18 protein-coding genes are annotated in these 26,524 nt (G+C 71.5%); 14 read left to right on the top strand and 4 right to left on the bottom strand.

The genetic code is table 11. The features are described from left to right. The first annotated feature begins 116 nt into the window (after positions 1-116). From ACFQUZ_RS20490 to ACFQUZ_RS20440, 11 genes are all read left to right on the top strand, one after another. Positions 117-4,295 carry an amino acid adenylation domain-containing protein gene (locus ACFQUZ_RS20490; protein ID WP_377444591.1) on the top strand — a complete coding sequence of 1,393 codons (4,179 nt, stop codon included), beginning with the start codon at positions 117-119 and terminating at the stop codon, positions 4,293-4,295. Between the two features lie 38 nt (positions 4,296-4,333). Then, positions 4,334-5,011, top strand: coding sequence for a class I SAM-dependent methyltransferase (locus ACFQUZ_RS20485; RefSeq protein WP_377444588.1), 678 nt, complete (start codon positions 4,334-4,336; stop codon positions 5,009-5,011). After that, positions 5,011-6,459, top strand: coding sequence for a class I adenylate-forming enzyme family protein (locus ACFQUZ_RS20480; RefSeq protein WP_377444585.1), 1,449 nt, complete (start codon positions 5,011-5,013; stop codon positions 6,457-6,459). Before ACFQUZ_RS20485 ends, ACFQUZ_RS20480 begins: the two co-directional genes overlap by 1 nt. Positions 6,460-6,491: 32 nt before the next feature. After that, positions 6,492-7,253, top strand: a complete 762-nt coding sequence (locus ACFQUZ_RS20475) for an alpha/beta fold hydrolase (protein ID WP_377444584.1) — start codon at positions 6,492-6,494, stop codon at positions 7,251-7,253. Continuing rightward, positions 7,250-8,245 (top strand): RimK family alpha-L-glutamate ligase, encoded by a 996-nt coding sequence (locus ACFQUZ_RS20470; RefSeq protein WP_377444581.1) that lies wholly within the window; start codon positions 7,250-7,252, stop codon positions 8,243-8,245. Before ACFQUZ_RS20475 ends, ACFQUZ_RS20470 begins: the two co-directional genes overlap by 4 nt. Then, the gene (locus ACFQUZ_RS20465) at positions 8,242-9,402 is read left to right on the top strand and encodes a hypothetical protein (protein WP_377444579.1); all 1,161 of its coding nucleotides are present in this window, start codon (positions 8,242-8,244) and stop codon (positions 9,400-9,402) included. Before ACFQUZ_RS20470 ends, ACFQUZ_RS20465 begins: the two co-directional genes overlap by 4 nt. Beyond that, positions 9,403-10,857 (top strand): DHA2 family efflux MFS transporter permease subunit, encoded by a 1,455-nt coding sequence (locus ACFQUZ_RS20460; protein ID WP_377444576.1) that lies wholly within the window; start codon positions 9,403-9,405, stop codon positions 10,855-10,857. 15 nt (positions 10,858-10,872) lie between these two features. Further along, the gene (locus tag ACFQUZ_RS20455; protein ID WP_377444573.1) at positions 10,873-11,490 is read left to right on the top strand and encodes a disulfide bond formation protein DsbA; all 618 of its coding nucleotides are present in this window, start codon (positions 10,873-10,875) and stop codon (positions 11,488-11,490) included. A 21-nt stretch (positions 11,491-11,511) separates the two neighbouring features. Further along, the gene (locus tag ACFQUZ_RS20450) at positions 11,512-13,245 is read left to right on the top strand and encodes a 2-isopropylmalate synthase (RefSeq protein ID WP_377444570.1); all 1,734 of its coding nucleotides are present in this window, start codon (positions 11,512-11,514) and stop codon (positions 13,243-13,245) included. A gap of 110 nt (positions 13,246-13,355) precedes the next feature. Beyond that, positions 13,356-13,943 (top strand): ATP-dependent Clp protease proteolytic subunit, encoded by a 588-nt coding sequence (locus ACFQUZ_RS20445; RefSeq protein WP_377444567.1) that lies wholly within the window; start codon positions 13,356-13,358, stop codon positions 13,941-13,943. Between the two features lie 105 nt (positions 13,944-14,048). After that, positions 14,049-14,693 carry an ATP-dependent Clp protease proteolytic subunit gene (locus tag ACFQUZ_RS20440; RefSeq protein WP_377444565.1) on the top strand — a complete coding sequence of 215 codons (645 nt, stop codon included), beginning with the start codon at positions 14,049-14,051 and terminating at the stop codon, positions 14,691-14,693. A 167-nt stretch (positions 14,694-14,860) separates the two neighbouring features. On the opposite strand, the gene ACFQUZ_RS20435 is transcribed toward ACFQUZ_RS20440, so the two are convergent. From ACFQUZ_RS20435 to ACFQUZ_RS20420, 4 genes are all read right to left on the bottom strand, one after another. Next, on the bottom strand, positions 14,861-15,595 hold the full coding sequence (locus ACFQUZ_RS20435) for an SDR family NAD(P)-dependent oxidoreductase (protein ID WP_377444563.1): 735 nt from the start codon (positions 15,593-15,595) through the stop codon (positions 14,861-14,863). A gap of 26 nt (positions 15,596-15,621) precedes the next feature. After that, positions 15,622-15,921, bottom strand: a complete 300-nt coding sequence (locus ACFQUZ_RS20430) for a hypothetical protein (RefSeq protein ID WP_377444561.1) — start codon at positions 15,919-15,921, stop codon at positions 15,622-15,624. 106 nt (positions 15,922-16,027) lie between these two features. Further along, positions 16,028-17,416 (bottom strand): ACP S-malonyltransferase, encoded by a 1,389-nt coding sequence (locus tag ACFQUZ_RS20425; RefSeq protein ID WP_377444559.1) that lies wholly within the window; start codon positions 17,414-17,416, stop codon positions 16,028-16,030. Next, positions 17,409-22,238, bottom strand: coding sequence for a type I polyketide synthase (locus tag ACFQUZ_RS20420; protein ID WP_377444556.1), 4,830 nt, complete (start codon positions 22,236-22,238; stop codon positions 17,409-17,411). The genes ACFQUZ_RS20425 and ACFQUZ_RS20420 overlap by 8 nt, the downstream gene beginning before the upstream one ends. A gap of 971 nt (positions 22,239-23,209) precedes the next feature. Here ACFQUZ_RS20420 and ACFQUZ_RS20415 point away from each other — a divergent pair. From ACFQUZ_RS20415 to ACFQUZ_RS20405, 3 genes are all read left to right on the top strand, one after another. Further along, a complete protein-coding gene (locus ACFQUZ_RS20415; RefSeq protein WP_377444553.1) occupies positions 23,210-24,013 on the top strand; it encodes an SDR family NAD(P)-dependent oxidoreductase in 804 nt (267 codons plus the stop codon). A 21-nt stretch (positions 24,014-24,034) separates the two neighbouring features. Then, a complete protein-coding gene (locus ACFQUZ_RS20410) occupies positions 24,035-24,790 on the top strand; it encodes a thioesterase II family protein (protein WP_377444551.1) in 756 nt (251 codons plus the stop codon). Positions 24,791-24,866: 76 nt separating this feature from the next. Next, complete coding sequence (locus ACFQUZ_RS20405; protein WP_377444549.1) at positions 24,867-26,501, top strand: PhpK family radical SAM P-methyltransferase; 1,635 nt, start codon at positions 24,867-24,869, stop codon at positions 26,499-26,501. Positions 26,502-26,524 lie beyond the last annotated feature (23 nt).

The following is a 26,524-nucleotide window of genomic DNA, read 5'->3' as shown; positions in this document are numbered from 1 at the left end:
CAGCGGTTGAACGCCGTCTCGGGTGCTTGTTTGGCGGAAGAAGAACCGTTCAACTGACTACTGTTGTTTCTGTGATACCGTCCCGGCGGATCAAAAGTCCATGGGAGGATTTCGCAATGTCTTCGTTTCCGAAACAGGACGAGGCGTCGATTCACCGAAAATTGAACGAACAGTCCCGAATAGTCATCCAGAATTGCATTGCTGAGCTGACGGCCCTGCTCGCCGGGATGGAACCGGGGCCGGAGCCCGAGGTGGGTCCGTTCCCGCTGACCGACTTGCAACAGGCCTACCTCATTGGCGAGGAGGGCGTCGCCCGAAACGCGTCGCCGGCTCTGTACATCCAGGAGTACGCGTTCGGCGCCTCCGCTCACCTGGACATCGCCGGTTTCGCCGACGCGCTGGCGCGGGTGTGGCGGACACAGCCGGTGATGCGCACCCGGATCACCGCGGACGCCCGCCAGTTCTTCGGCCGAGTGTCCGATAGCGACGACCCGGCTGAGCTGATCGAGATCGTGGATCGCACCACCGTGCGGGCCGACGAGGTCGACGCCGAACTCGCGGTGCTGCGCGCGGCCCTCCCTGAGGACGTTCCGGACAACGCATCCGGCCGCCCGTTCATCTTCCGCTTCGTACGGCTGCCCGGCGGCGTCGTCCACCTGCAGGTCGCGCTGCGGCTCACGGTCTTCGACGGGGTCACCATCCAGCTGCTCTTCGCGGCGCTCGCACAGTGTTACGCCGATCCGGCCCACCGGCCGGCCGGCGACGAGTCGTACCTGGACTTCCTGACCCGGCTGGAAACTCGCCGCACCACGCCGGAGTACCGGGCCGCCGAGCGCTACTGGCATTCCCGCCTGGACTCGATGGCACCCGCGCCGGACCTGCCGCGCGCGCCCGAGGACGTCGGCCGCCCGGACGTGCCGCTGCACCGGTCCGGCCACCGGCTCCCTGACGACCGGTGGAAGACCTTCCGGAGCCACTGCGCCGCGCACGGGATCTCACCCGGTCTCGCGCTGCTGACGCTCTACGTCGAGTGCCTGCTGCGGTGGACCGGCGGACGCCCGGGCACGGTCGCGGTGCTCGCCTCCAGCCGATCCGGAACGGCCGCCGTGCCCGACCGCATGTGGGGCAACGCCGCCTCCACCGTGCTGCTCGGTTACGAACAGACGTCGGGTTCCTTCCTGGACCGCTGCCACGCGGTACGGGATCGGCTCTACGACGACCTGGCGGCGAGCGAGATGTCCGGTGTCGAGGTGGGCCGCGAGCTGAACCGGAGGACCGGCGCCGTCGGCAACCCGGTGCCGGTGGTGTTCAGCAGCGGGATCGAGCTGGTGTCCGGGCTGGCCGACGGCTTCCGGCTCGCGCTTCCCGGCGGCGCGCTGGTGCACGGCGCGATCGCCACTCCCGAGGTGCTGCTCGACCACCAGGCCTACGAGTTCGGCGGCGATCTGGTGTGCAACTTCGACCACGACCGGTCGGCCTACCCGCCCGGCATGATCGACGACCTCGCGGAGTACCACCGGCAGCGGCTCGACGACCTGGCGGAGGACCCATCGGCGTGGGACCGTACCCGCCCCGCGCCCTTGCCCGAGACACAGCTCGCCGCCCGCCGTGCCGCGAACCGGACCGGGACGCCGGATCTCGAGGGCGAGCTGCACGAGGCCGTCATCGACCGGATGCGCGACCAGCCCGACGCCGTCGCGCTCATCGACGAGGACCGCACGCTGAGCTACGGCGAGCTGGACCGCCTCTCCGCGGCACTGGCCGTCCGGCTGCGCGCAGCCGGCGTGGGCGACTCCGCCGAGCCTGGCCTCGTCGCGGTCCACCTGCCGAAGTCCTGGGCTCAGCCGGTGGCGGTGCTGGCCGTTCTCCGGGCGGGCGGCGCCTACCTGCCGGTCAGTCCGACGTGGCCGGAGTCGCGGATCGTCCAGGTCCTGCGGCAGAGCGCCGCGGTCGCCATGATCACCATGGGCGGCACGCCGCCGGCCGGCATTCCGGACCTGCCGACGCTGGCCGTGTCCGGGAACGACACCACCGTGGCATCCGGGCCGGACGGTCTCGGCGGTGACCGGGGCCGGCCCGCCTACGTCATCTACACCTCCGGCTCGACCGGCACGCCGAAGGGCGTGGTGATCTCCCACGGAGCCGCCACCAACACACTGCGCGACCTGACCGGACGCCTCGACCTGAGCCCACGGGACCGGGTCCTCTCGGTCTCCGCGCTCGCCTTCGACCTCTCCGTCTTCGACATCTTCGCGATCCTCGGGGCCGGCGGCTCGGTTGTCATCCCGCGCGACAGCGACGTGCCCGAGCCGGAGCACTGGGGACGGCTGTGCCAAGCGCACGGCGTCACCATCTGGAACTCGGTACCGGCGCTGCTGGCGATGTCACTGGAGTACTTCGCCGGCCGGGCCCCGGAGATGTTCGGCACGCTGCGGCTGGCCATGCTCAGCGGCGACTGGATCCCGCTGCCGCTACCCGGCCGGATCGCCGCGGTGGCGCCGGGCGCCCGGGTGCTCGCCATGGGCGGGGCGACCGAGGCCTCGATCTGGTCCAACTACTTCTGGGCCGACGAACTGCCGGCAGCCTGGTCCACGGTCCCGTACGGCCGGCCGCTGGCCAACCAGACCATGCACGTGCTGGACGGGCACCTCGCGGACGCCCCCGAATGGGTGCCCGGTGACCTGTACATCGGCGGTATCGGGGTGGCCGACGGTTACCACAACGCCCCGGATCTGACCGCCTCGTCCTTCCTCGTCGACCCCGCCACCGGGGAGCGTCGCTACCGGACCGGCGACCGCGCCCGCTACCGTCCCGGGGGCGTCCTGGAGTTCCTCGGTCGCCAGGACGACCAGGTCAAGGTCGGCGGGCACCGGATCGAGCTCGGTGAGATCGAAACCCGCCTGCTGGCACACGCCGCGGTGCGGACCGCGGTCGCCGCGGTGGCCGACACCCGGGGTACGCCCTACCTCGCCGCCTTCGTGACGCCGGTACCCGGCCGTACGCCCGACCCTGCCACGCTGCGCGACCACCTGGCCGCCGAGGTGCCGTCCTACATGGTCCCCGGCGTGGTCCAGGTGACCGACGAGCTGCCGCTGAGCGCCAACGGCAAAGTCGACCGCAAGGCCCTGCTGAGCCGGCTCGCCGGCGTCGCGCCGGTGCCGGGAGGCGGGACGACGGGTGTGCCGCCCCGGACGCCGGACGAGTCGCGTCTGCTGACGGTGTGGCGCGAGCTGCTCGGCCCCGAGGTCCGCGGCGTCACCGACGACTTCTTCTCACTCGGCGGCAACTCGCTGCTCGCGGTGCGGCTGTTCCACCGGCTCAAGGAGGAGTTCGGACGCACCCTGCCGCTGTCCTCGCTGATGCGCAGCCGCACGGTGGCCGAACAGGCCCGCCTGTTCCGCTCGGACGACGAGCGGCAGGACACCTCACCACTCGTCCCGATCAGGGACGGTGACCCCAACCGGGTGCTGGTCCTGGTGCATCCGGTCGGCGGTGACGTGCTCTGCTACCAGCCGCTGGTGCACGCGCTGTCGCAGTGGTCCGGGCCGGCCGGAATGACCGTGTACGGCCTGCGGGCGCTCGGGCTGGTGCCGGGCGAGGACAGCCCGGCGAGCCTCGTCTCGGCCGCGGAGCGGTACGCCGAGGAGATCTGCCGGACGGTGCCCGGGTCCGCGGTCGTGCACCTCGTCGGCTGGTCGATGGGGGGCGTCATCGCGGCGCAGCTGGCCAGCCTGCTCACCGGTCGAGGCCGTCGGGTCGACTCGGTGACCGCGATCGACTCGTTCACCGGTGATCCGGACGCCGCCGCCGTCACCACGGCCGAGCGGGTCGCCGGCTTCTTCCACGACCTGGCACAGGGAGCCGACGTCACCGGGTATGTCCCGGACACCGCGACCGTCACGGACCTGTCCGCGATCCAGGAGTCGCTGCTGAGCGCCGGGCTGGTGACCGTTCGGCTCGCCGCGGACGACCTGGCCCGGCTCTTCGCCGTCTACCAGCACAACTCGATCATCCTGGAGCGGCACGTACCCGGACCCGCCCCGAAACGGCTGATGCTGCTGCAGGCGCAGGACACCCGGCGGGACAGGTTCCCGGCGCTGGTCCCGCTGCGGGAGATGCTGGCCGCCGGCCCGGAGCCGCACTGGCTGCCCGGTGACCACTACAGCGTGATGACGCCCGGGCAGTCGACCGAGATCGCCGCGCTGGTTGCCGCCCACACCGGCGCGGCGGAGTCGCCGTCCGTCTCCGTCCTGGCCACCGAATCGCACTACCTGGTCGGAAAGCTCTGGTGCTGACCCCGCACCCCGCCCACGACGCTCGAAAGGGAGCCTCGATGCCTGGTACACAGCCTGAGATCTGGAACTCCGGCACCTTCGACGTGATGCGCCGCAAGCTCATCCCGTCGTTCGATCTGATCTACTCCAGCGGAGTTCACGCGGTCGTCGAGACCGTTCCGGCGAACGCCCGCATCCTCGACCTGGGGGCCGGCACCGGCCTGCTCGGCGGCGCCATCCTGGACCGGCTGCCGGACGCGGAACTGGTGCTCGTCGACCACTCCGATGCCATGCTGGCGAAGGCGCGCGAACGCTTCGCCGGCAACCCGAGAGTGACCGTCGAGGTGGGCGACATCCGCGACCCACTGCCCGCCGGCCCGTTCGACGCGGTGGTCTCCGGCCTGGCCATCCACCACCTCACCCACGAAGGCAAGCAGAACCTCTTCCAGCGCATCCGTGAGGTGCTCACCCCGCAGGGCGTGTTCGTCAACGTCGAGCAGCTTGCCGGGCCGACCCCGGCCGTCGAGGCGATGTACGACCTCCAGCACGAGGCCCACGTCCAGCGGATGGACTGCCCGCCGGACGAGTGGGCGGCCGGCCGGGAGCGGATGAAGCTCGACATCTGCGCCACCCTGGAGGACCAGCTGGAGTGGCTGCGCAAGGCGGGGTTCGGCCAGGTCGACTGCCTCGCCAAGGATTGGCGTTTCGGCACCTACGCGGCCTGGGTGGCGCAGTGATGTCGGTCCTCTGCCAAGCGCTGCGCGAGATCGCGGCTGACCGGCCCGACCAGGTCGCGGTCGTCGACGTCGACGACACCCCGATCCGGTACGGGGAACTCGTCGCGCTCGTCGAACGCCTGGCCGCCGGCCTGTACGCCAGAGGCGTCCGCGAGGGTGACACGGTCGCGTTCGCCCTGCCCAACAGCGCCAGGTACGTCGCATTGATCTTGGCGGTAGCCCGGATCGGTGCCCGCTACGTGCCGCTGATGGCCAACTTCGGCCCGGAGGACACCCGCCGCGCGATCGAGCAGAGCACCCCGGTGCTGCTGGTCGCCGACCGCGAGCACCACGTTCCGCCCGCAACGGTGCCCGTCGTCGCGCCGCAGACGCTCGCCGCCGACGCGCCGGAGCCGCCCGCGAAGGCGTACACCGGCCTGTTCCGGCAGCTGTGGACCTCCGGCTCGACCGGATTCCCGAAGATGATGGTCTGGCGGCAGGACAAGTTCCTGACCGAGCGGCGGCGCTGGCTGGCCGATGTTGGCATCCGCCCGGACGACGTCTTCTACTGCCGCCACCCACTGGACGTCGCGCACGCCACCGACCTGCACATGTTCGCCGCGCTGCTCAGCGGCGCCCGACTGGTCCTGGCCGACCCGGCCGACCCGCCGGCGGCCTACCTCGCCCGGTTGCGGCGCAGCCGGGCCACCGTGATGAGCGCGCTCCCGGCACACTACGAGATGCTGGTCCGTGCCGCTGAGCAGACCGGCGGCCCGGTGGACCTGCCCGCCATGCGGTTGCCGATGTGCGGCGGCGCGTACCTGAGTCCCGCCGTGGTCCGGGCGACCGCCGAGCGTCTCGGTGTCCACATCCGGCAGATCTACGGCTCCACCGAGTTCGGCATCGCGGCCGGCAACATGGCCGACGAGCTGCAGACCGCCGGGACCGTGACCGCCGTCCAGGGCGTCGGCATGCGGATCGCGCCGCTTGTCGACGGGCACGGGGACATCGGCGAACTCGTCCTCCGGTCACCCTGCACCAGCGAGGGCTACCTCTTCGCCGACGAGGCGAACCGCCGTACCTTCCGCGAGGGCGAGTTCTGGACCGGCGACGTCGCCCAGCGCACCACCGCCGGCGCGATCCGGGTGATCGGCCGAGTCTCCGAGGTGCTTACCGCGGCGGACGGCCCGCTGCCCGCCCCGCTGCTGGACGCCGAGTGCGTCGCCGCCTGCCCCGAGAGCGAGGTGGTCTGCCTGCTGGCCGAGCCGGGAACGCTGTCCGACCGGGTGATCGTGGTGATCGACCCCGGCACGACGCCGGCCGCCGACGTCACCGCCACGGTCCGCGACATCCTCGACCGGCACCGGTTGCGCGCTGATCTGCATCTCGTCGAGGGCATCCCGCACACACCGGTCGGCAAAGTCGACAAGCCGGCGCTGCGCCGCCAGTTCGTCCTGGCGAGCCGATGATGCCCGGGCACGAGACCGGCAGCGGACCTGCCGTGATCCTGATTCCCGGCCTCGGCGCCAGCCGGGCCTTCTTCGATCCGCTGGTGAACGACCTGGCCCGCGACCACCGGGTGGTCACCGTCGACCTGCCCGGTCACGGCGACCGGCCGGCCCCGGCACGGGTACCGACCCTGCACGACTGCGCCGCCGACCTGCGCCTCGTGATCGACGGGCTGGGCGACGAGCAGGTCAGCCTGGTCGGCTGGTCCCTCGGGGCCACGGTGGCCTGGACATACCTGCGCGAGTTCGGCGAGGACCGGGTACGGCGGCTGGTAAGCGTCGAGCAGACGCCCCGGTTGGTCACCGGCCGGGACTGGCAGTACGCCGCGTTCGGCTCACTGGACGAGCAGGGCGCCCAGATTCTGCTCGCCGACGTGGAGCGTGACTGCGGCGCGTTCGTCGAATCCCTGATCACCAATTCGTTCGCCGAACGGGCGGAGCCGGATCCGGCACTGCTCGGCCACCTGGTCGCCGAGGGGCGCCGGGCACATCCGGCAGCCGTCCACGGCCTGCTGTCCGACGTACTGAAGCAGGACTGGCGGGACCGGGTGGCCGCGATCGGCGTACCCACCCTGCTCGTCCACGGCAGTCGCAGCCGGGTCTACCCGCCGGAGGTCGGCACCTGGCTGGCCGCCGCGATGCCCGACGCCCGCGTCGAGTTCCTCGCGGACTCCGGGCACCTCTGCTTCGTCGAACAACCTCAGCGCTTCAGCGCCGTGCTCCGTGACTTCCTGACCACCGAGGAGAAGGCATGACGTCGTCAACTCCAGCGAGCCGCCTGTGCTGGATCTACCCCGACCGCGGCACGGTACGCCAGCGGTCCGCCGAGGCCGCCGCCATCTGGACCACCTACACCGAGATCGCCGCCGACTGCGGCCTGGCGATGTCGCTGCACAAGTCGGAGGCTCTCGCGGTCGACGCGGCCGGATCGGGCGCGCCCCGGGTGTTCCTGGACGGTGAGCGGATAACCCCGCAGGACACCATCCTGGTTACGTCGCTCTGGTCGCTGCCGCACCAGGTGGGCGAGGTGTGCAACCAGCTGTTCGCGTACTCCATTGTCGAGCAGGCCGGCTTCTACCTTCCGATCCATCCGCGGATGTCCTACATCACCACGGACAAGATGGCCACCATGCTCTACCTGTCCGACTGCCCGGTCCAGCGGGTGCCGACGGTGCGGATCGGCAGCGGCCGGGACGCGATAAGCAGGCACTACGAGCCCGCGCTGGAGAACCTGCGGTACCCGCTGATGGTGAAGCCGGCGTACTGGGGGATGGGCATCGGGGTCTGTCTCGCGCACAACGAACACGAGCTGCGCGGCCTGATCGGGCTGGCCGGGGGAGCGGACACCGCCCTGGTGCTGCAGCCCTACCTGGGCGAGGGGGTGAACGATTTCCGGGTCTACGTGATCGACGGCAAGGCACACACCGTGCTGCGGCGGATCCCGCAGGGCGCCTCGCTCACCGCGAACCTGGTCAACGGCGGCCGGCTGGAGTACCCGCCGCTGCCGAAGGAGTTGGAGAGCTCCATCGACTATCTCGCCGAGCGGCTGCGGATGCCGTACTTCGCCGCCGACTTCCTCTGGGACGGTGACCAGTTCTGGCTCTCGGAGGTGGAGCCGGACGGCGCGGTCGGCTATGCGCTGACCGAGGAGATCGCGAAGATCCAACGTCCGGTGATCGAGGCCCGGTTCCGGGCGTACCTGGCCGCGCACGCGGAGTGGATCGGCCGGACGGGAACCCCGGCATGACGTCGACGATCGGAAGCCTGCCGTTCGAGGACGTGCTGGCGCAGGCCCGCCGCCTGGAGGGGCGCGGCGGTGCGCCGGTGCCGGCCGATGCCGCCGCGCTCACCGACCTGACGATCGCCGGCCCGGCCGAGATCCGGGCGGTGACCTACGAGCAGTCCCGGGGCTCCGGCGCCGCGCTGATGTCCAGCGGCGGAACCACCGGGCGGCCGAAGCTGACCTACGTGCCGTTCCACCAGGCGGTGGACCGGGTGCTGCGGGAGTGGGCCCCGGTCGGCCCGGACAACGTGATACTCAACCTGTTCAACCCGGGTCGGCTCTGGGCCTCGCACTACTACATCCAGGCGCTGGCTGAGAAGTCGCGCAGCACGGTGCTGCCCTCGGGTGGCTTCGTCCCCGAAGACGTCGGGTACTGGGTGCCGATGTTCCGGGAGATCGGCCTGGACACCCTGGCCGGTACGCCGAGCGCGCTCGCGGACTTCGCGGAGGGCCTGATCGCCTCCGGCGAAACACTGGACATCACCAAGGTCATCTGGTTGGCCGAGCCGTGGACGGACGCGAAGTTCCAGACCGTGCAGAAAGCGTTCCCGGGCGCGCGCTACTGGGCCAACTACGGGTCGGTGGAGACCTACATCATCGCCACCAACACGCCCGACTGCGATGTGTCCACATTGCATCTCATGCCGGACCAGGTCCTGGAGCTGGACGACGCGGGAGCGTTGCTCAGCAGGCGCGGTGACGGTTGGGTGATGCCCGCCGTGCGGTATCGTCTCGGTGACCGATTGTCGTCCGCCGCGTGCCGTTGTGGACGTCCCGACGGTCTCCGGGTTCTCGGCCGAGCCGATGACGCGGTCAGCCTGCGCAGCGCTTTGTTCAGCGTCGGCGAGGTGGTGGCGCACGCCCGCACCTTCGCCGGTGTCGACGAGGCGCGGCTGGTGCTGACCCGCGACCTGGAGTCCCCGAAGGCTGCGACGGCGCTGACCCTGGAGTACTCCGGTGATGCTGACGCGGAAGCGGTTCGTGCCCACCTCACCGCGCACTTCTACCATCTCGCCGCGGTGCACAGCCGATTCCCGGGGGCGATCACCGCGCAGCGGGTGGACAGAGTGAGCCGTGTGGAGCGCACCAACAAGGTGGCGCCCGCAGTCTGGAGGGAATAGATGACGTCTGACGTGGCTGAACACGGTGCGGAGGCCCGTACGGGATGGCGGCAGAATCCCTGGTTGAGCCTGGTCGTGCTGGCTCTCGGATTCTTCCTGACGATGCTGGACGTTTCGATCGTCAACATCGCCATCCCGGACCTGCGCGGTGACTTCGGCACCTCGCTGCCGACGGTGCTGTGGGCGGTCAACGCCTACGTACTGGTCGTGGCGGTGCTGCTGATGACCGCGGGCCGGCTGGGGGACCTCTACGGTCCACGGCGGCTGTTCGTCGCTGGCACCATCATCTTCACCGTGTTCAGCCTGCTCTGCGGCCTGGCGCAGAGCCCGGGGCAGTTGATCGCCGCGCGCGCCCTGCAGGGCCTCGGCGCGGCGCTCATGCTCCCGCAGACCATGTCCATGATCGTCAACCTGTTCCCACCCACCCGACGTGGCCTGGCCCTGGGCATCTGGGGCGCGGTCGGTGGTGTCGCGGCGATCTCCGGCCCGGCCCTGGGTGGTGCGCTGGTGACCGCCCTGGACTGGCGGTGGATCTTCCTGGTGAACGTGCCGATCGGCGTCGCCGCCGTGGCCCTGACCTTCCTGGTCGTACCGGATCTGCGGTTCGACCGGCGGCACCGGTTGGACGTGGTGGGCATCGTGCTCGCGTCCGCCGCCCTGTTCTGCCTCACCTTCGCGCTGATGGAGGGTGAGCGGTTCGACTGGGCGCCGTGGATCCTGGCGATGCTGGGCGCGGCCCTGGTGCTCGGTGCGGCGCTGATTTGGCAGCAGGGGCGCCGCCAGGACGCCGAGCCGCTGGTGCCGTTCGCGCTGTTCGAACTCCGGTCGTACCGGGCGATGGTCCTGGTGGCGGCGTCGGTCTCGTTCGGAATCATCGGCTTCATGCTGGTGATGACGCTGTTCTTCCAGTCGGTGCTGGGCTTCTCGGCGCTCGCCGCCGGCCTCGCGCTCGCCCCGCCGGCGGTGCTCTCCACGCTCCTGGCGCCGTTCGCCGGCAAGCTCACCGACCGCCTGGACGGTCGCCTGCTCCTGCTGATCGGCCTGGTGCTGACCCTCGCCGGCATGGGCTGGGCGGTCACGGCGATGCATCTCGACGCGCAGTGGCTGTCGTTCCTCGGTCCGATGCTGGTGATCGGGGTCGGCAACGGCCTGCTGATCGCGCCGATGGCGGCGGTGGCGATGCGGGAGGTGCAGCCGCCGCTGGCCGGCGCGGCGTCCGGCCTGATGAACACGATCCGCCAACTCGGCCAGGTCGCCGCGATCACGCTGGTCGGGCTGCTGCTGGCCCAGCGATTGGCGGCGTGGCCGGACGGCGCGGCGCCGGACGGCCCGTACGCCGACGCACTGCGCCTCGGCATGGCGCTCCCGGCCGGCGCGATCCTGGTCGGCATCGTCGCCTGCCTGCCCGCCGCGGCGGCCGTGCTGCGCAACCCCGCCCCGACCGACGCACCCTGATCCGGAGCCTTCCCGATGCGTGTGACCTTCTTCTTCGACCCGCTCTGCCCGTGGGCGTGGATCTCCTCCCGCTGGCTGCTGGAGGCGGCCCGGGTGCGCGAGATCGAGCCGGTCTTCGACCTGATGAGCCAGACCTACCTGTACGAGGGTCAGGACCTCACCGAGGAGCAGCGGGCCACCGTCCGCGACATGATCAAACCGTTGCGGGTGCTCGCCGCGACCGAGCAGGAGCACGGCGCAGAGGCGCTACCCCGGCTCTACGAGCGGCTCGGCGTCCGCTTCCACGACGAGGGGCTGCGGCACCGGCCGGAGGTCTGGTCCCGGATCCTCGCCGACAGCCTGCGTGCGGCCGGGTTCGACGCCGGTCTCGCCGCGGCCGCCGAGACCGACAGCCACGACGCGCGCATCCGGCGCACGCACGACACGGCAGTGGCGGCGGCCGGCCCGGAAGCGGGCACTCCGGTGATCCGTCTGGACGAGGTAGGTGGTGCGGCGTTCTTCGGACCGGTCGTCTCCCCGGCGCCGCGCGGGGAGCCCGCCGGCCGGCTCTGGGACGGCGTGCTGCTGCTCGCTGCGACGCCGGGCTTCTACGAGCTCAAACGATCCCGCATGGGTGGGCCCGTGTTCGAGTGACAGTTGACGAGGGAGCTGATCATGGCACGACGCACATTCCCGGTACGGATGCCGCTCCAGCGGGCCAGCGGCCTCCCGGTGGCGAGGTACGCCGCACCGGCCGCGGTGGACCTCGCCGATCGGACCTGGCCGGCGCGGCGGATCGCCGAGGCCCCGCGGTGGCTCTCCACCGACCTGCGCGACGGCAACCAGGCGCTGCCCCGGCCGATGGACATCGAGCGTAAGAGCCGGCTGTTCCGGACGCTGACCCGGATCGGGTACAAGGAGATCGAGATCGGCTTCCCGGCGGCGAGCGAGACGGAGTTCGCGTTCACCCGCCAACTGATCGAGAACGACGAGATTCCGGACGACGTGGTGATCCAGGCGATCGTGCCGGCCCGTGCCGACCTGATCCACCGGACGTTCGAGGCGCTCGAGGGCGCACCCCGGGCCATCGTCCACCTCTACAACTCCACCTCGGAGATCCAGCGCCGGGTGGTGTTCGGGATGGACCGCGCCGGGATCCGGCAACTCGCCGTCGACCATGCCCAGCTCTGCCGCGAACTGGCCGACGAGCATCCGGGCGTGATCGGCTTCGAGTACTCGCCCGAGTCGTTCACGCAGACCGAACTCGACTTCGCGGCGGACGTCTGCGCCGCGGTGATGGATGTCTGGCAGCCGGCCCCGGACCGGGAGATCATCATCAACCTTCCGGCCACTGTCGAATGCACCGGCCCGGACGTCTTCGCCGACCGGGTGGAGTGGATGAGCCGGAACCTGCCGCACCGGGAGCACACCTGCCTCTCCGTCCATCCGCACAACGACCGGGGCACCGGCGTGGCGGCGGCGGAGCTGGGCCTGCAGGCCGGCGCGCAACGGGTCGAGGGCTGCCTGTTCGGCAACGGTGAGCGGACCGGCAACGTGTGCCTGCTGACTCTGGGACTCAACCTGATGAGCCACGGCGTCGACCCGCAGATCGACTTCTCCGACGTGGCGGCGCTGTGCGAGGAGTTCGAGGAGTGCACCGGGATGCGGGTGCCGGAGCGGTACCCGTACGCCGGGGAGCTGGTGTACACGGCGTTCTCCGGCTCGCACCAGGACGCGATAAACAAGGGACTACGGGCACTGGACGAGCGTGCCGAGGAGCACGGGCGACCGGCAGCCGAAGAGCCGTGGAACGTGCCGTACCTGCCGATCGATCCGCGGGACATCGGCCGCTCCTACGAGGCGATCATCCGGCTGAACAGCCAGTCCGGCAAGGGCGGCGTGGACTACGTGCTGCAGGCGCACTACGGCCTTCAGCTACCCCGCGGCCTGCAGGGGGAGATGTCGGCGGTGATCCAGCACGTCTCCGACGAGGAGGACCGGGAGATCCTGCCGGAGGATCTGTGGGAGTCGTTCCGTACCGAGTTCCTGCCGGCTACGACCGCCGTCCAGCTGGTGTCCCACAAACTGATGACCACCGTGACCGGCGGCGCGGAAGTCAAGGCCGAGGTGGTGTTCCGCGGCGAGTCCTACGTGGTCAGTGGGTCCGGCGCGGGGGTGCTGCCGGCGTTCGCCGAGGCACTGGCGGACGTCGGCATGGCGCCGGAGGTGCTGCACCACAGCGCCCAGCCGTTCACCTCGGACGGTGAGGACGGCACGCTGTCCTACGTGCAGTGCCGGGCTGCCGGCCACACCTTCTGGGGGTGCGGGTTCGACCCCGACCCGGACACCGCGGCGCTGCGCGGCCTCTGCGCCGCGCTGCACCGGGCGGACCTCGTCCCCGCCCGCTGATTCTGCCGACAGGCGAATACTTTCCGGTCGTTCGGCGGCATTTGGTAGGAATCAATAAGTTCCAGCGTCACAGGAGGCGAAGAGGAATGACGTACGACAGGTCTCTCAGAATGGCTGCCGGGTTCGCCTCCTTCAACGACCAGGTCTTCGACCGGCTGCTGCACGAGCGCATCATCTTCCTGGGCACCGAGGTCACCGACGAGGTGTGCAACCGGATCTGTGCCCAGATGCTGCTGCTGGCCTCGGCGGACAGCGAGCGGGACATCGCGCTCTACATCAACTCACCGGGCGGCTCGGTCACCGCGGGCATGGCGCTCTACGACACCATGCAGTACGTCAATAACGACGTCTCCACCATCGCGATCGGCCTGGCCGCCTCGATGGGGCAGCTGCTGCTCTGCGCCGGCACGAAGGGCAAGCGTTTCTCGCTGCCACACGCTCGGGTGATGATGCACCAGATCTCCGGTGGCATCGGCGGCACCGCCTCGGACATAGCCATCCAGGCGCAGAGCACGCTCCACATGAAGCGGAGCATGAACGAGCGGATCGCGTTCCACACCGGACGCACTCCTGAGGAGATCGAGAAGGACGCCGATCGGGACCGCTGGTTCACCGCCGAGGAGGCCCGCGACTACGGCATCGTCGACCGCGTGATCAGCAGCGTCGCCCAGGCGCCGCTGGCACCCGCCCCGGCCTGATCGCCCTCCGGTCGCTCGGGCGGTCGTGCCACGGCACACCAGCACGGTCACCGGGTGAACAGATGGACCAGCCGGGAACCAATTTCCGAAGGAGAGAGGGCCAACATGATCCGCACTCCCAACCCGCCCGTGGAGGCTCGGTACGTCCTGCCGTCGTTCGCCGAACGAACGTCGTACGGCGTGAAGGAGACCAATCCGTACAGCAAGATGTTCGAGGACCGGATCATCTTCCTCGGCACCCCGGTCGACGACGCGGCGGCCAACGACGTGATGGCGCAACTCATCACCCTGGAGGCGACGGATCCCGACCGGGACATCACCATGTACATCAACTCGCCGGGCGGCTCCTTCACCGCGATGACGGCGATCAACGACACCATGCGCTACGTCCGTCCGGACGTACAGACCGTCTGTCTGGGCCAGGCGGCGTCGTCCGCCGCGATCCTGCTTGCGGCGGGATCCCCGGGCAAGCGGATGGCGCTGCCCCACTCGCGGATCATGATCCATCAGCCCGCCATCGAGGCCGTCCAGGGCCAGGGCACGGACCTGGAGATCCAGGCCAACGAAATCATGCGGATTCGTACCCAGATGGAGGAGATGCTCGCTCAGTACTCCGGACGCCCCCGCGAGGAAATCGGCCGCGACATCGAAAGGCACAAAATCTTCACCGCGGACGACGCGATGGCGTACGGGTTGGTCGACACGATTCTGCGCAGCCGCAAGAAGAGCGCGGCGATGGCGAGGAACTGACCGATCCACCGCGGCCGACGGCGCTGCCGTCCGTCGGCCGCGCCCGCTCGGCGCAGCCGCCCCCGCGGTCCGGCGTCCCGTGACCGCTCGCGCTGCTCAGCGCGGCCCGGCCGGCCCCGGTCGCCCGGTCGGGCGGGCTCGGCACGCTCTCGGCCACCGGCGGCCAGTCACCCCGCCAGATGCTGCTGGTAGCCGCCGCTCGCGGTCCACCCGCCGTCGAAACGCACCGTGGTAGCGGTCAGGAAGCGCAGCTCATTCGACGCCAGGGCCCTGATCAGCTCGGCCACCTCGCCCGGCTCCGCCAGGCGGCGCTGCGGAGTGCCCCGCACGATGGCCTCCTCGTCGAGAAGATTGCGGTTGATGCCATCCATCACCAGCGGCGTCCGGACGTAGCCGGGGCTGACCGCGACGACCCGGATGTTCTGCGCGGCCCACTCCACCCCGAGCACGTCGGTAAGCATCGCCACCCCGGCCTTCGACGAACAGTACGCAGCCCTCTCCACCATCGCCAGGTGGGCCGCCACGGAGGCGACGTTCACGACCAGACCCTCCGCCCGCCGCAGAGCGGGGAACAGCGCCCGGCAGCAGAAGTACGTCCCGGTCAGGTTGACCCCGATGACCCGCTCCCACGCCGCGGGCGCGAGCTCGCTGGCGAACCCGCGCCCGCCGATGCCCGCGCTGTTGACCAGCAGATCCGCCCGGTCCACCGCGGCCGCCGCAGCGGCCACCTGCTCGTAGTCGCGGACGTCCACCCGGCGTCCGGTCACGCCGTCGGCATCGCACCCGCGCCGGTCCCAGCCGATCACGCGCCATCCGTCGTCGACGAGCCGTCGGGCCACCGCCGCCCCGATCCCGCTCGCCGCACCGGTGATCACGGCCAGCCGCTGCCCATTCTCGTGCAACCTGCCCCTCCCCGGGTACCCGACGGTCAGCTCTTCGGCAGCCGCAACCGGGCGATGCGACGCTCGCCGTCGAGGGCACGCATCGCCCGGGCCAGCGTCGCGGCGTGCAACTCGTCCTCGCCGCGCTCCAGCATGGTCTCCGCCGCCCCGCCGATCGCCTTGGCCTCCGCCGCCAGCGCCTGCGCGGCCAGCACACAACCCCGCGCGTCGAAGTGACCGCTGTCCCGGGCCGGGTTGAGCCGGGCCACCAGGTCGATGATGCGCAGGTAACGGTCCACCAGCTCCTGCTCGGCACGGGTTAGCGCGGGAAGCTCTCGTTCTGTCATCGACATCCTTCCGTGGCACCCCGCCGTCCGGGGCGGAGAGGGAAAGCGCAACCCGTGCGCAGCAGGACGGTATGAGCCTATCCACAATCGATCGGGCGTTCCGGGGTCAGCGCCGCACCCTGTCCTCCCGGTGTCGTCCCCGCCAGCCGGCGAGCACCTCGCGGCTGGTGTCGGCGATCTCGCGCAGAACGTCCTGGAACTCTGCGAGCACCGGATCCTCGCCGGCCTCCGACGCCCACGGACGGGCGCCGGAACCCCCCGCGTCGGCGCGCCGCCCGACGCGGTCGGAGAGAGCCGCGTCGGCGCCGGGAAGCGCGGCGAAGTTCGGTCGCAGCCCCTGCGCCCAGAGCGCCGCGGCGAGCCGAGCCAGTTCCGCCAGCCCGTCCGGCCGTCCCTTCGAGGCGCTGGCCACCACGTGCGGTTGACCGTGCAGCGTGTCCCGTACGAAGGCGGCGAGGCTGCCGTGACCCACCTGCACGAAGATCCGGGTCCCCTCGTCGTGCAGACGCTGCACCAGTTCCCGGAAGCGGACCGGAGAGACCAGGTGCCGCACGAGGAGCCGGGTCAGCGCCAGCTCGTCATCGGGGTACCGGTCCACTGTGGTCGCCGACCAGACGGGCACGTCGGTGGCCCGCAGCGGAACGGCCCGCAGGATGGCCGCCACCGGGTCGAGATAGGGCGCGAGCATCGGGCTGTGGAACCCGGACCGGAACGGCAGTACGGTCCGGGGCACCGCCGGGTCGGCGATCCGGGCGAAGGCGCGGTGGATCGCCGCGTCGGTGCCGCAGAGCACCGTCTGCCGCGGACTGTTGTCGTGGGAGATGACCACGTCGGCCACCCCGTCGATCAGCCGTCTCGCCTCGGTCGCCGGGCACCCGACCACCGCGAAGGCCACGTCGGGCAACTGGTAGGCGTCCGGCCCCATCCGCCGGGCGAACTCGTCGAAGGCGCCCGCCGCCCACCGGCCGGCCGAGAACAGGGCGCTCCATTCGCCGGCACTGTGCCCGGCGACCAGGTCCGGTCGGATCTCCAGCCGCCGCAGCGCCCCGTCGAGCAGCCGCCCGGTGTGCAACAGGTCCCACGTCCGGCCACCCACCGTCCCGCTGCGGTCCGGCCGGTAGCCGGGCAGGCCGAACGCCCCGGCCACGTCATCGAGCGGCGGCCGGTCGTGCGCGGACAGGCCCGGGAAGAGAAACGCCACCCGGCCCGTGCGGCCCGGCCGCAGCACCGGATCGGTGGTGTACCACACGTCGGCCGGGCCGTCCCAGGACCGCTCCCGCAGCACCAGGTCCCGCGCGAGGAGGAGCCGGTCCGCGGTCGGCGTCAGCAGTGCGATCCGGCACGGCAGGCCGGGGTCGGCCGGGTCGGCGGATCGCCGAACACCCCGGGCCACCGCCGCCAACCGGTCGGCGAGTTCGGTGGGAGAGGAGGCGGCGAGCCGCAGCACGGCCGGCCCCGACCAGCGGGGGTACGGCGACGCGGCCGGCTCAGCCATCGAACCCGGCCGGCAGGAACGGAGCCGGGTCGCCGGCCAGGTAGAGCACCTGGTGCACGTCCCGCGGACCCTCGACGATCTCGCGCAGCAACGCCGCTACGCCAGCCTCGGGATCGATCACCGCGATGCCACGGCGCGCGTACTCCCGTTCCAGTTCGGCCGAGACCATGCCACCGGCGGCGGCGGCCCATGGACCCCACGCCACCGCCAGGCTGCGGCCGGTGAACCGGTCGGCGGCGGCCAGCGCCAGGGTGTCCAGCGCGTCGTTCGCCGCCGCGTAGTCGGCCTGTCCCCGGTTGCCGAACACGCCGGAGACGCTTGTGAAGTACAGCAGCAGCCGCAGGTCCGGCTTCAGCGCGTCGAGCAGGACTCGGGCGCTGCGTACCTTGGCGTCGTAGACGGCCGAGAACGACGCCTGGTCCTTGTCGCTGATGAGCCGGTCGTCGATCGCCCCGGCGCCGTGCACGACGACGTCGATCCGGCCGTGCCGACGGTAGACCTCGTCGATGGTGGCGGCCAGCCGGGCGTCGTCGTGAATGTCGAACCGGTGATAGCGCAGGGACGCCGCACATGCCCCGATCCGGTCCAGTACCGTGCGTAGCTCGCGTCCGGCGAGCAGGGCCCGCAACCGGCGCTCCACCTCGGCCGGTGAGCCGGCACCGGCGGCGAGCAGTGCGCGGCGCAGGTCGGCGGGGTCGGTCAGGTCGGCCGTGGCGGCGTCCTCGACCGCCTCCGGCGGCGCGGTGCGCCCGATGATCTCCAGGTGGCAGCCGTGCCGTTCGGCGAGCGCGACGGCCGTCCGAGCGGTGATGCCGCGCCCGCCGCCGGTCACCAGCACCACCGAGTCGGTGTCCAGGTCGAGCGTCGCGGGCCCGCTGGGCAGGTCCTGCCGGACGTGGCGGCGGGTCACCCGGCGCCCGTCGGGCAGCCCGACGATCCCGCGCGTCCCCCGGGTGACCTCGTCGAGGACGCGGTCGGCGACCGCGTCGACGCCGGTCTGTGGGTCCGCGTCGAGCAGCCGGACCCGGGCCCGGGGGTACTCGTGGGCGACGGTGCGGACCAGCCCGGCGAAGCCGATTCCGGCAAGCGCGGCGTGCTGACCGGCCGGGGCCGTCTCCGAGGCGACGGGCGCGAAGTGACCGCCCATGGTGGTGACCACGGTGATGTCGGGCACCCCGGCGGTCAGCAGCGTGCGGAGCTGGTCGTAGGCCGCAGGCAGGGCCGGCTCGCCGTCCTCGTCGAGGACCGGCAGCAGAATCGCCAGATCGAGATTCTCCGGCGGGGCCGCTGGAGCGGCCAGGTCAGCGCCGCGACGGATCAGCCGGTCGTGCAACGCGCCCGCGAGCTCCGGCGCCCCACCGACGACGGCGGCGACCCGGTCGGAGAGGTCGGCGGCGGCTCCGGCGGACGCCGGCAGCGGCACCAGGGCGGGCACGTACCGGTCGGGTGCCCGGCCCGCGCTGGCCGTCGGGCCACCGTCCGGTGCGGGCCCGCCGATCGTCGCGGCGCCGGGCGCGGCGTCCGCCGCCGCCAGCGGGTCGGGCGGCGTGGCGACCCCGGTAGGTGCGCCGTCGGTCGCGGCAGGGTCGAGCGGGGGAAGCCTCTCCACCAGGTCGGCGATCGTCCGGGCACCGACGAGAGCGGACAGGCGGGTCTCCGGTCGAGGCACCGCCAACCGGCGCAGCAGGGTCTCGGCCAGCTCCGTCCGTTTGATCGAATCGATGCCGAGGTCGGCCTCCAGGTCGATGGTGGGACCAAGCATCTGCGCGGGGTAGCCGGTCCGCTCGCTCAACAGCTCGACGGCGAGGCCGAGGATGCTGGTCGGGGCGGGATCGGGTGCCGCCGCGCGGGCGGGCGCGGTCACCACTGGCGACGGTGTGGCGGGAATCGGCGTCGGATCGGGCGTGACCCGCCGTGGCGCGGGGTCCTGGCCCAGGTAGCCGAGCATGATGTCGCGCTGGGCCTCGACAAGTTCCCGGCTGTTGCGCAGGAACTCCAGCACCGCCGCCTCGCGGGGGTCACCCGCGCCCGCGCTGTCCGGTGCCGCCAGCCGTGGGGCCTCGGCGGCGGGGCGCAGGCCGTTGGGCACCGGGCGGCCGTCCGGGCCCCGGACGAGATGCCCGTCCACTGTCCACCCGGAGGCGGCGGGTGCGCTGGTGGCGGTGGCCCGTGGGCCGGTGAAGAGGCGGCCCGGGTCCACCGGCACGCCGGCGACAGCCAACTCCGCGAGGGCGTGCAGCAGGCGGGGCAGCCCCGGTTCGCCGGGGGCGTCGCAGCTGACCGCCCGGTGCGGCCGGTCACCCAGAATCCGGCCGACCATGCGGCTCAGTACCCGCCCGGGCCCCACCTCGACGAAGACCCGGGCTCCGGCGGCGTACATGTCCTCGACCTGGGTCAGGAACCGCACCGGGGTGGCGAGCTGTCCGGCGAGCAGCCGGCGGATCTCCTCCGGCGTCCGCGGGTAGCGCCGTCCGGAACTGTTCGCCCACACGGGCAGCGCAGGCGGGCTCACCGGGCAGCCGGCGAGGACGGCGGCGAACTCCTCGACCGCGTTGGCCATCGCCGGGCTGTGGAAGGCGCAGGAGACGCCGAGCGTGGTGGCGGAGCGACCCTGCGCCCGCAGGCCGGAGGCCGCGGCCGCCACCGCCGCCTCCGGACCCGCGATCACTGTCTGCTCCGGGGCGTTGTGGTTGGCGATCACCACGGCGTCGTCGAGCCCGGCGCGGGCGAGGACCGCGGTGACCTCCTCAGCTCCGGCGGACACGGCCGCCATGGCGCCGCCCCGACCGCCGGCCGCGTGCATCGCCGCGGCCCGAGCCGCCGTCAGCCGCGACAGGTCGGGCCGGGACAGGGCACCGGCGGCATGCAGGGCCACCAGTTCGCCGTAGCTGTGCCCGCCGAGCAGATCCGGCCGGACGCCGAGGGAGCCGAGCAGCTCCAGCAGCGCGACCTCGGTGACGCCGAGCGCGGGCTGGGCGTTCCGCGTGTCGGCGAGCGTCGCCGCCCGGGCCGTCGAGGTCGCCTCGTCGAACGAGGTGGCGGGGAACATGGCGGCGGCCAGCGCCGGATCGTCGTACAGGTCGGCCCGCATCGCGGGGAAGGCCGCGAACAGGTCGGCCAGCATCCCCGGCCGCTGGCTGCCCTGCCCGGGGAAGAGCAGAGCCACGACGGGCGGCTCCATCGGGCCGGAGGCCGCCAGGTAGACCCCCGCGGCGGGGTCGGCGGCACCCTCGACGACCAGCCGCAACCGGTCCCGCAGCTCGGCGAGGCCGCCGGCGACGATGGCGGCGCGGACCGGCTGGTTGTCATCGCGGGTTCGGTCGAACCAGTCCAGGGCCAGGGCGTGCAGCGCGCCGCCCCCGGGCGGCGTGTCGGCGGCCAGCGTGGCCAGGGCGCGCGCGGTCTCCGCGGTCGACTCCTCATCCGCCGCGCGGAGCAGGAACAGCTCCGCCGGCCAGCGGACCCACGCCTGTTCCGGATCAGCGGTGCTCGGGTGGGCCCGGACGACGGCGTGGAAATTGGTGCCGCCGAAGCCGAACGCGCTGACGCCGGCGGCCCGCCGGGCCGGGGGAGTGAGCCAGGGTCGCGCGGCGCTGTCGAAGGCGAACGGGCTGGCCGTGGCGTCCCAGTAGGTGTTGGGGTGGGTAAGGTGGCCGGTCGGCGGGCGGACCCCGGTCTGCACCGCCCGGACCGCCTTGATGAGCCCGGCCATGCCAGCGGCGCACTTGGTGTGCCCGATCAGCGACTTCACCGAGCCCAGCGAGCAGGCGCCCGGGCCGGTCCCGTCGGCGGTGAACAGCTCGGACAGGGCGGACAGCTCGGTACGGTCGCCGACGACGGTGCCCGTTCCGTGCGCCTCGACCAGCCCGATCTCGCCGGGCGTCACGGCCGCGGCCCGCAGCGCCCGTTCGACCGCCTGCTGCTGGCCCTGCGCGCGGGGGGCGGTGAGGCCCATGCCCCGACCGTCGCTGGCGCCGGCGACCCCGGCGATGACCGCCTGGATCCGATCCCCATCGCGTTCCGCGTCGGGCAGCCGCTTGAGCACGAGGCAGGCGACGCCCTCGCTGATCACGATGCCGTCGGCGGACTCGTCGAAGGTGCGGCACCGGCCGGTGGGTGACAACGCCTGCACCGAGCCGAAGAGCAGGTAGTCGTGGACTCCGTTGTGGACGTCCACCGCGCCGCACAGCACCATGTCGCTCGAGCCCAGGAGCAGTTCCTTGCAGGCCAGGTCGACGGCGGCGAGCGACGAGGCGCAGGCCGCGTCGACGGTGTAGTTGACCCCGCCCAGGTCGAGGCGGTTGGCGATGCGGCCGGCGATGACGTTGCCCAGGATGCCGGGGAAGGAGTCCTCGGTGAGGCGGGGCAGGTGCGCGTCGAGCGCGGGGGGTGGGTCGGCGAAGTAGGTCGGCAGCAGCGACCGCATCCCGTAGGCCGTAGCGAGGTCGGCGCCGGGCTCGGCACCGAAGATCACCGACGTCCGCGCCCGAGGAAACGCACGGTCGGCGTATCCGGCGTCGGCCAGTGCCTGTTCGGCGGTGACGAGGGCGAGCAACTGCGCCGGATCGATGCTGCCGAGCGCGGCGGGCGGCACGCCGTGGGCGATCGGGTCGAATGGCACCGGCGCCAGGAATCCCCCCCAGCGCGACGGGCTCCGCTCACCTGAGTGGGGAGCGTCCGTCGAGTAGTAGCGTTCCGGGTCCCACCGCCCCGGGTCGACCTCCACCACGGCGTCGGTGCCGGCGACGACGTTGGCCCAGAAGTCGGCCGCGTCGGAGGCACCGGGAAACGCGCAGGCCATGCCGACGATAGCGATGTCCATGGATCGCCCGGATTCTTTCCTCATTCCGTCCCCCGTCCAGCGCCCGGGTCCACTGGTGGCGGGTGGGCGCACGGTCTTACTCGAAAAGGGCGCCGTGGGCGGCGACTTTCGCAATGCGCATAGTGCCGCGCCGGACGTTTTATCAGTTGACAGTCAGTGACACTGCGGCGAGCTGTCGCAGCCGATTCTAAGCGGGCGCGTGGCTGGTCTGGCGTCAGTTAATAAGTGTGAACCCGAGGTGAGGCTCGGGAGAGTCGGCACAAGCGACTTCCATCGTGACTGCCTGCCTCCGAATGGTCTCGTTCGATGCGCAAGCGGTTCCTCGATCTTTGCATACCACTCGGTATGTGTCCACCCGTGCTCGTCCGGTCACCGAACCTGTCACATTCAGGGCTTTTTGTGCTGTCCTGTCCGAAAAAAAAGCGGTCAGTCGGGACACCATCCGCCGCCTGCAGCCCGCCACGCCCGACCCTCGGCGCAAGGAGTGATCGTCGTCACGATGCCTCGCAGAACTGCTTCCGGTCGCAGTAAAGGACCGCTCCCAACGAATCGTTAATTGCCGCGACCGCCTGGGTGAATACCTGCGCCAGCACCAGTTGAACTGATTACGAGGGATTGACTCCGGCCGGTCCACATGATGTGCTGCCCAAGTCCCGACGGGTTGGCGAAAATGCGCCACCGTGCTCATCGGCGTCGCGCCGGAGAGCGGGACGCCGCGGTCGTACGCCCAATCAAGCGACACCGCGGCGGCGGGGACCTGGGGGAACGGGGGCATTGCAGTGCTGATTCGTGCTGTCGACCGAATGCGCGACCACCACGACCGCCGCCGGCGGGGGACAACCGCCCGCCGGGGCGCCTCGACGGCCCGACCGCCGGGCCGGAGCCCGCGACCGAACTGGTCGCCGTAGGCGAACCGTCCAGGTCCGACAGGCCCGCCGCGGGGTGCGGCGTTCGAAGTCACCGGGGGGACAGTGAATCTTGGGTTGGACGGCCGGCGCGCGCTGGTCACCGGATCATCGTCCGGAATCGGCGCGCGAATCGCCGAGATGCTCGCCGACGAAGGCGTCACCGTCGTCGTACACGGACGGTCCGTCCCGGCCATGGAGTCGGTCGTCCAGAACATCCGGGCCCGTGGTGGCGACGCGGAACCGGTCGCGGCGGACCTGCTCGACCCGGACGGCCCGCGGCGACTGGCGGTCGCCGCCGAGCGCTACCTCGGCGGCGTGGACATCCTGGTCAACTGCGCCGCCACCGGTCTGGACCGGCCATGGGACGGCACCACCGAAGAGGACTGGCGACGCCTGCACGAACTCAACGTCGTGACGCCCGCGCGCCTCGCCCAGGCCCTGGTGCCCGGTATGCGGCGCCGCGGCTGGGGCCGCCTGATCCAGATCGCCAGCGGCGCCGCCACGCAGCCACAGGCGGCCTCGGTGGCGTACTCGACGACCAAGGCGGGTCTGGTCAACCTCACGACGGGCCTGGCCCAGGCGCTGGACCGCAGCGGGATCACCGTCAACACCGTCAGCCCCGGCGTCATCCTCACCCCCCGGGTCGAGGCGTACGTCCGAGGTCTCGCCGCCGAGCAGGGCTGGGGCGACGACTGGTCCGACATCGAGCAGCGCGTGCTCGCCGGATCGATCGACAACCCCACCGGCCGCCTCGGCACCCCCGACGACGTGGCAGCGCTTGTCGTCTTCCTCGCCAGCCCACTCGCGGGCTTCATCAACGGAACCAACCACCGCGTCGACGGCGGCGCGATCGCCGTCGTCAACTGAGCCTCCGCGGAAGGATCAATCGTGACAGTCCACTACCCGGCGGACCAACGACAACGGTGGTTCCTCTTCCCGGACGACCCCAAGGCGCCGACGGCACTGTACTGCCTGCCGCACTCCGGTGCCGGCGCGACCGCCTACCGGGCCTGGATCCCCGCCGCCGCACCCGGCATCGTGGTACGCCCCCTACAACCGCCGGGCCGCGAGAGCCGGATCGACGAGCCGCCCGCCTTCGACGTCGCCGAGGTCGCCGACCTGCTGGCCGAGGAGACCCGGCCGTACGCGTTGTACGGCCACAGCTTCGGCGCGCTCGTCGGGCACGCCGTCGTCGGGGAACTCCAGCGGCGCGGCGCCGCGCTGCCCCGCCGGCTCGTCGTCGGCGGATCCCGCCCCCCGCAGGACCTGCCCGACCTCGCCCGGCGGCTGCTCGGCCTCGACGACGAGAAGTTCCTGCGTGAGGTGGTCGCGATGGGCGGCACACCCGCCGAGATCCTGGACCACCCGGCGCTGGCCGCCCTGCTCGTCCCGGTGCTGCGGGCGGACTTCGGCTGGATAGACCGCTACGCCGGGGCCCCGCACGACCCGGTCCAGGTGCCGATCATCGGCTTCGCCGGCACCGAAGACCCGATCGCCACCGCGGCGGCGATGGCCGGCTGGCAGCGGATGACGACCCGCGGCTACCGCGGCCACAGCGTGCCGGGCGGCCATTTCTTCCACACCAACGAGCCCGCCACGGTGGTGCGGGCCATCGCCGCCGACCTGACGGGAGAACCTCGATAGCCCCCGGCGGCCCCCTCGACCGGCCCGAAAACGGGCGAACAGGTCCCCGGTCATCTCGCCCGGAACGGAGCGGTACATGACAGACTGCCTGATCGTCGGCTTCAACGACGTCGACTTCGCCAGCTACGTCAGCGACGTGCGCCTGATGGGAACCGACTCCGGCGCCTTCCGCGACCTGCGCCTGGCCTACATCGACCTCGACGGGCGGCCGCTGCGTGCGCTGGACGCGCTGAGCCACCTGCGCGAGGGCCCACCCGGCGCGCCCAAGCCGTACTTCCACAACGCCGACTTCCTCTGGCCGGTGGTCACCGTGCTGGGCAGCTTCCTGGCCCGCCGGGGACTGAGCATCGACTACGTCAACCTGTTCCAGCACCAGCGCGACGAGCTGCGGGAGAAGCTGGCCGGCGACGTCCGCCTCGTGGCGATAACCACCACCCTGTACGTCTCGCCGCAACCGATCATCGAGATCGTCGAGTTCGTCCGCCGTCACAACCCGACGGCCGCCATCGTGGTCGGCGGACCGTTCGTCTCCAACCAGGTGGCCGCGCTGAAACGCCCCGACCTGGACGCGATGATGGACTACCTCGGCGCCGACTACTACGTCACCGGCCGCGAGGGCGAGCTGACCCTCGCCCGCCTGGCGTACGCGTTACGCTCCGGCACGGACCCGGGCGACGTGCCGAACCTGGCCTGCCGCGCCGACGGCGACTTCGTCCACACCCGCACCGAGACCGAGTCCAACCCGCTCACTGAGCTGGTCGACTACCAGGTGTTCGGCCCGGACGCGTTCAACGAGTTCGTCACCACCCGGACGGCGAAGTCCTGCCCGTTCTCCTGCGCCTTCTGCGGCTTCCCGCAACGCGCCGGCAAGTACACCTACCTCGACGTGACCCACGTCGAGCGGGAGTTGGACAACATCCGCAAACTGCCGTCGGTCAACACCGTGACGTTCATCGACGACACCTTCAACGTCCCCAAGAACCGGTTCCGGGACATCCTCCGCATGATGATCGACAAGGACTACGGGTTCAAGTGGAACTGCTTCTACCGCAGTGACCACGGCGACCGGGCAACCATCGACCTGATGAAGGAGGCCGGCTGCGAGGGCGTCTTCCTGGGCATCGAATCCGGCAGCGACACGCTGCTCAAGCAGATGAACAAGACCGCCCGCCGGGCCGACTACCTCGACGCGCTCGCCGCCTTCAACGAGCACGGCATCTCCACGTACGCCTCGCTGATCGTCGGATTCCCGGGCGAGACCGAGGAGACCGTCGCCGAAACCGTCAGCCTGCTTGACCAGGGCCGCCCCGACTACTTCCGGGCCCAGCTCTGGTACTGCGACCCGGTCACCCCCATCTACCAGCGCCGCGACGAACTGGGTATCCGGGGTGAGGCGTTCAACTGGACCCACCGCACGATGGACTGGTCGACCGCCGCCCAGATCATCGACGACCTCTTCGTCGACGTGACCAGCTCCGCCTGGCTCCCCCAGTTCGGGTTCGAGCAGTGGAGCACCTTCTATCTGCAACGCAAGGGCATGGACGGCCAACAGGTCAAGGACTTCGTCCGCGCCTTCAACGGCGTCCTCGCCGACCAGCTCCGCCACCCCGGCGGCAGCGCCGCCCAACCGGAGCTGCTCGACCGGCTGCGCCGGGCGAGCCAGTTCGAGGCGGTCAACCCGCCGGGACCGGCGCCGTCGCCGGTGAGCTGACCCGTCCGTCCCAGCAGAAGGCG

It is taken from the genome of Plantactinospora sp. GCM10030261, assembly GCF_042666615.1.
Taxonomy (GTDB): Bacteria; Actinomycetota; Actinomycetes; order Mycobacteriales; family Micromonosporaceae; genus KBS50.
This window is presented reverse-complemented; position numbering and strand designations above follow the sequence as displayed.

What these genes read in the sequence shown, in the direction of transcription:
- ACFQUZ_RS20430 (WP_377444561.1), bottom strand. Translation starts at nt 15,921, where the DNA reads ATGACAGAACGAGAGCTTCCCGCGCTAACCCGTGCCGAGCAGGAGCTG.
- ACFQUZ_RS20465 (WP_377444579.1), top strand. Translation starts at nt 8,242, where the DNA reads ATGACGTCGACGATCGGAAGCCTGCCGTTCGAGGACGTGCTGGCGCAG.
- ACFQUZ_RS20450 (WP_377444570.1), top strand. Translation starts at nt 11,512, where the DNA reads ATGGCACGACGCACATTCCCGGTACGGATGCCGCTCCAGCGGGCCAGC.
- ACFQUZ_RS20420 (WP_377444556.1), bottom strand. Translation starts at nt 22,238, where the DNA reads ATGGACATCGCTATCGTCGGCATGGCCTGCGCGTTTCCCGGTGCCTCC.
- ACFQUZ_RS20490 (WP_377444591.1), top strand. Translation starts at nt 117, where the DNA reads ATGTCTTCGTTTCCGAAACAGGACGAGGCGTCGATTCACCGAAAATTG.
- ACFQUZ_RS20470 (WP_377444581.1), top strand. Translation starts at nt 7,250, where the DNA reads ATGACGTCGTCAACTCCAGCGAGCCGCCTGTGCTGGATCTACCCCGAC.
- ACFQUZ_RS20405 (WP_377444549.1), top strand. Translation starts at nt 24,867, where the DNA reads ATGACAGACTGCCTGATCGTCGGCTTCAACGACGTCGACTTCGCCAGC.
- ACFQUZ_RS20455 (WP_377444573.1), top strand. Translation starts at nt 10,873, where the DNA reads ATGCGTGTGACCTTCTTCTTCGACCCGCTCTGCCCGTGGGCGTGGATC.
- ACFQUZ_RS20425 (WP_377444559.1), bottom strand. Translation starts at nt 17,416, where the DNA reads ATGGCTGAGCCGGCCGCGTCGCCGTACCCCCGCTGGTCGGGGCCGGCC.
- ACFQUZ_RS20445 (WP_377444567.1), top strand. Translation starts at nt 13,356, where the DNA reads ATGGCTGCCGGGTTCGCCTCCTTCAACGACCAGGTCTTCGACCGGCTG.
- ACFQUZ_RS20485 (WP_377444588.1), top strand. Translation starts at nt 4,334, where the DNA reads ATGCCTGGTACACAGCCTGAGATCTGGAACTCCGGCACCTTCGACGTG.
- ACFQUZ_RS20480 (WP_377444585.1), top strand. Translation starts at nt 5,011, where the DNA reads ATGTCGGTCCTCTGCCAAGCGCTGCGCGAGATCGCGGCTGACCGGCCC.
- ACFQUZ_RS20440 (WP_377444565.1), top strand. Translation starts at nt 14,049, where the DNA reads ATGATCCGCACTCCCAACCCGCCCGTGGAGGCTCGGTACGTCCTGCCG.
- ACFQUZ_RS20460 (WP_377444576.1), top strand. Translation starts at nt 9,403, where the DNA reads ATGACGTCTGACGTGGCTGAACACGGTGCGGAGGCCCGTACGGGATGG.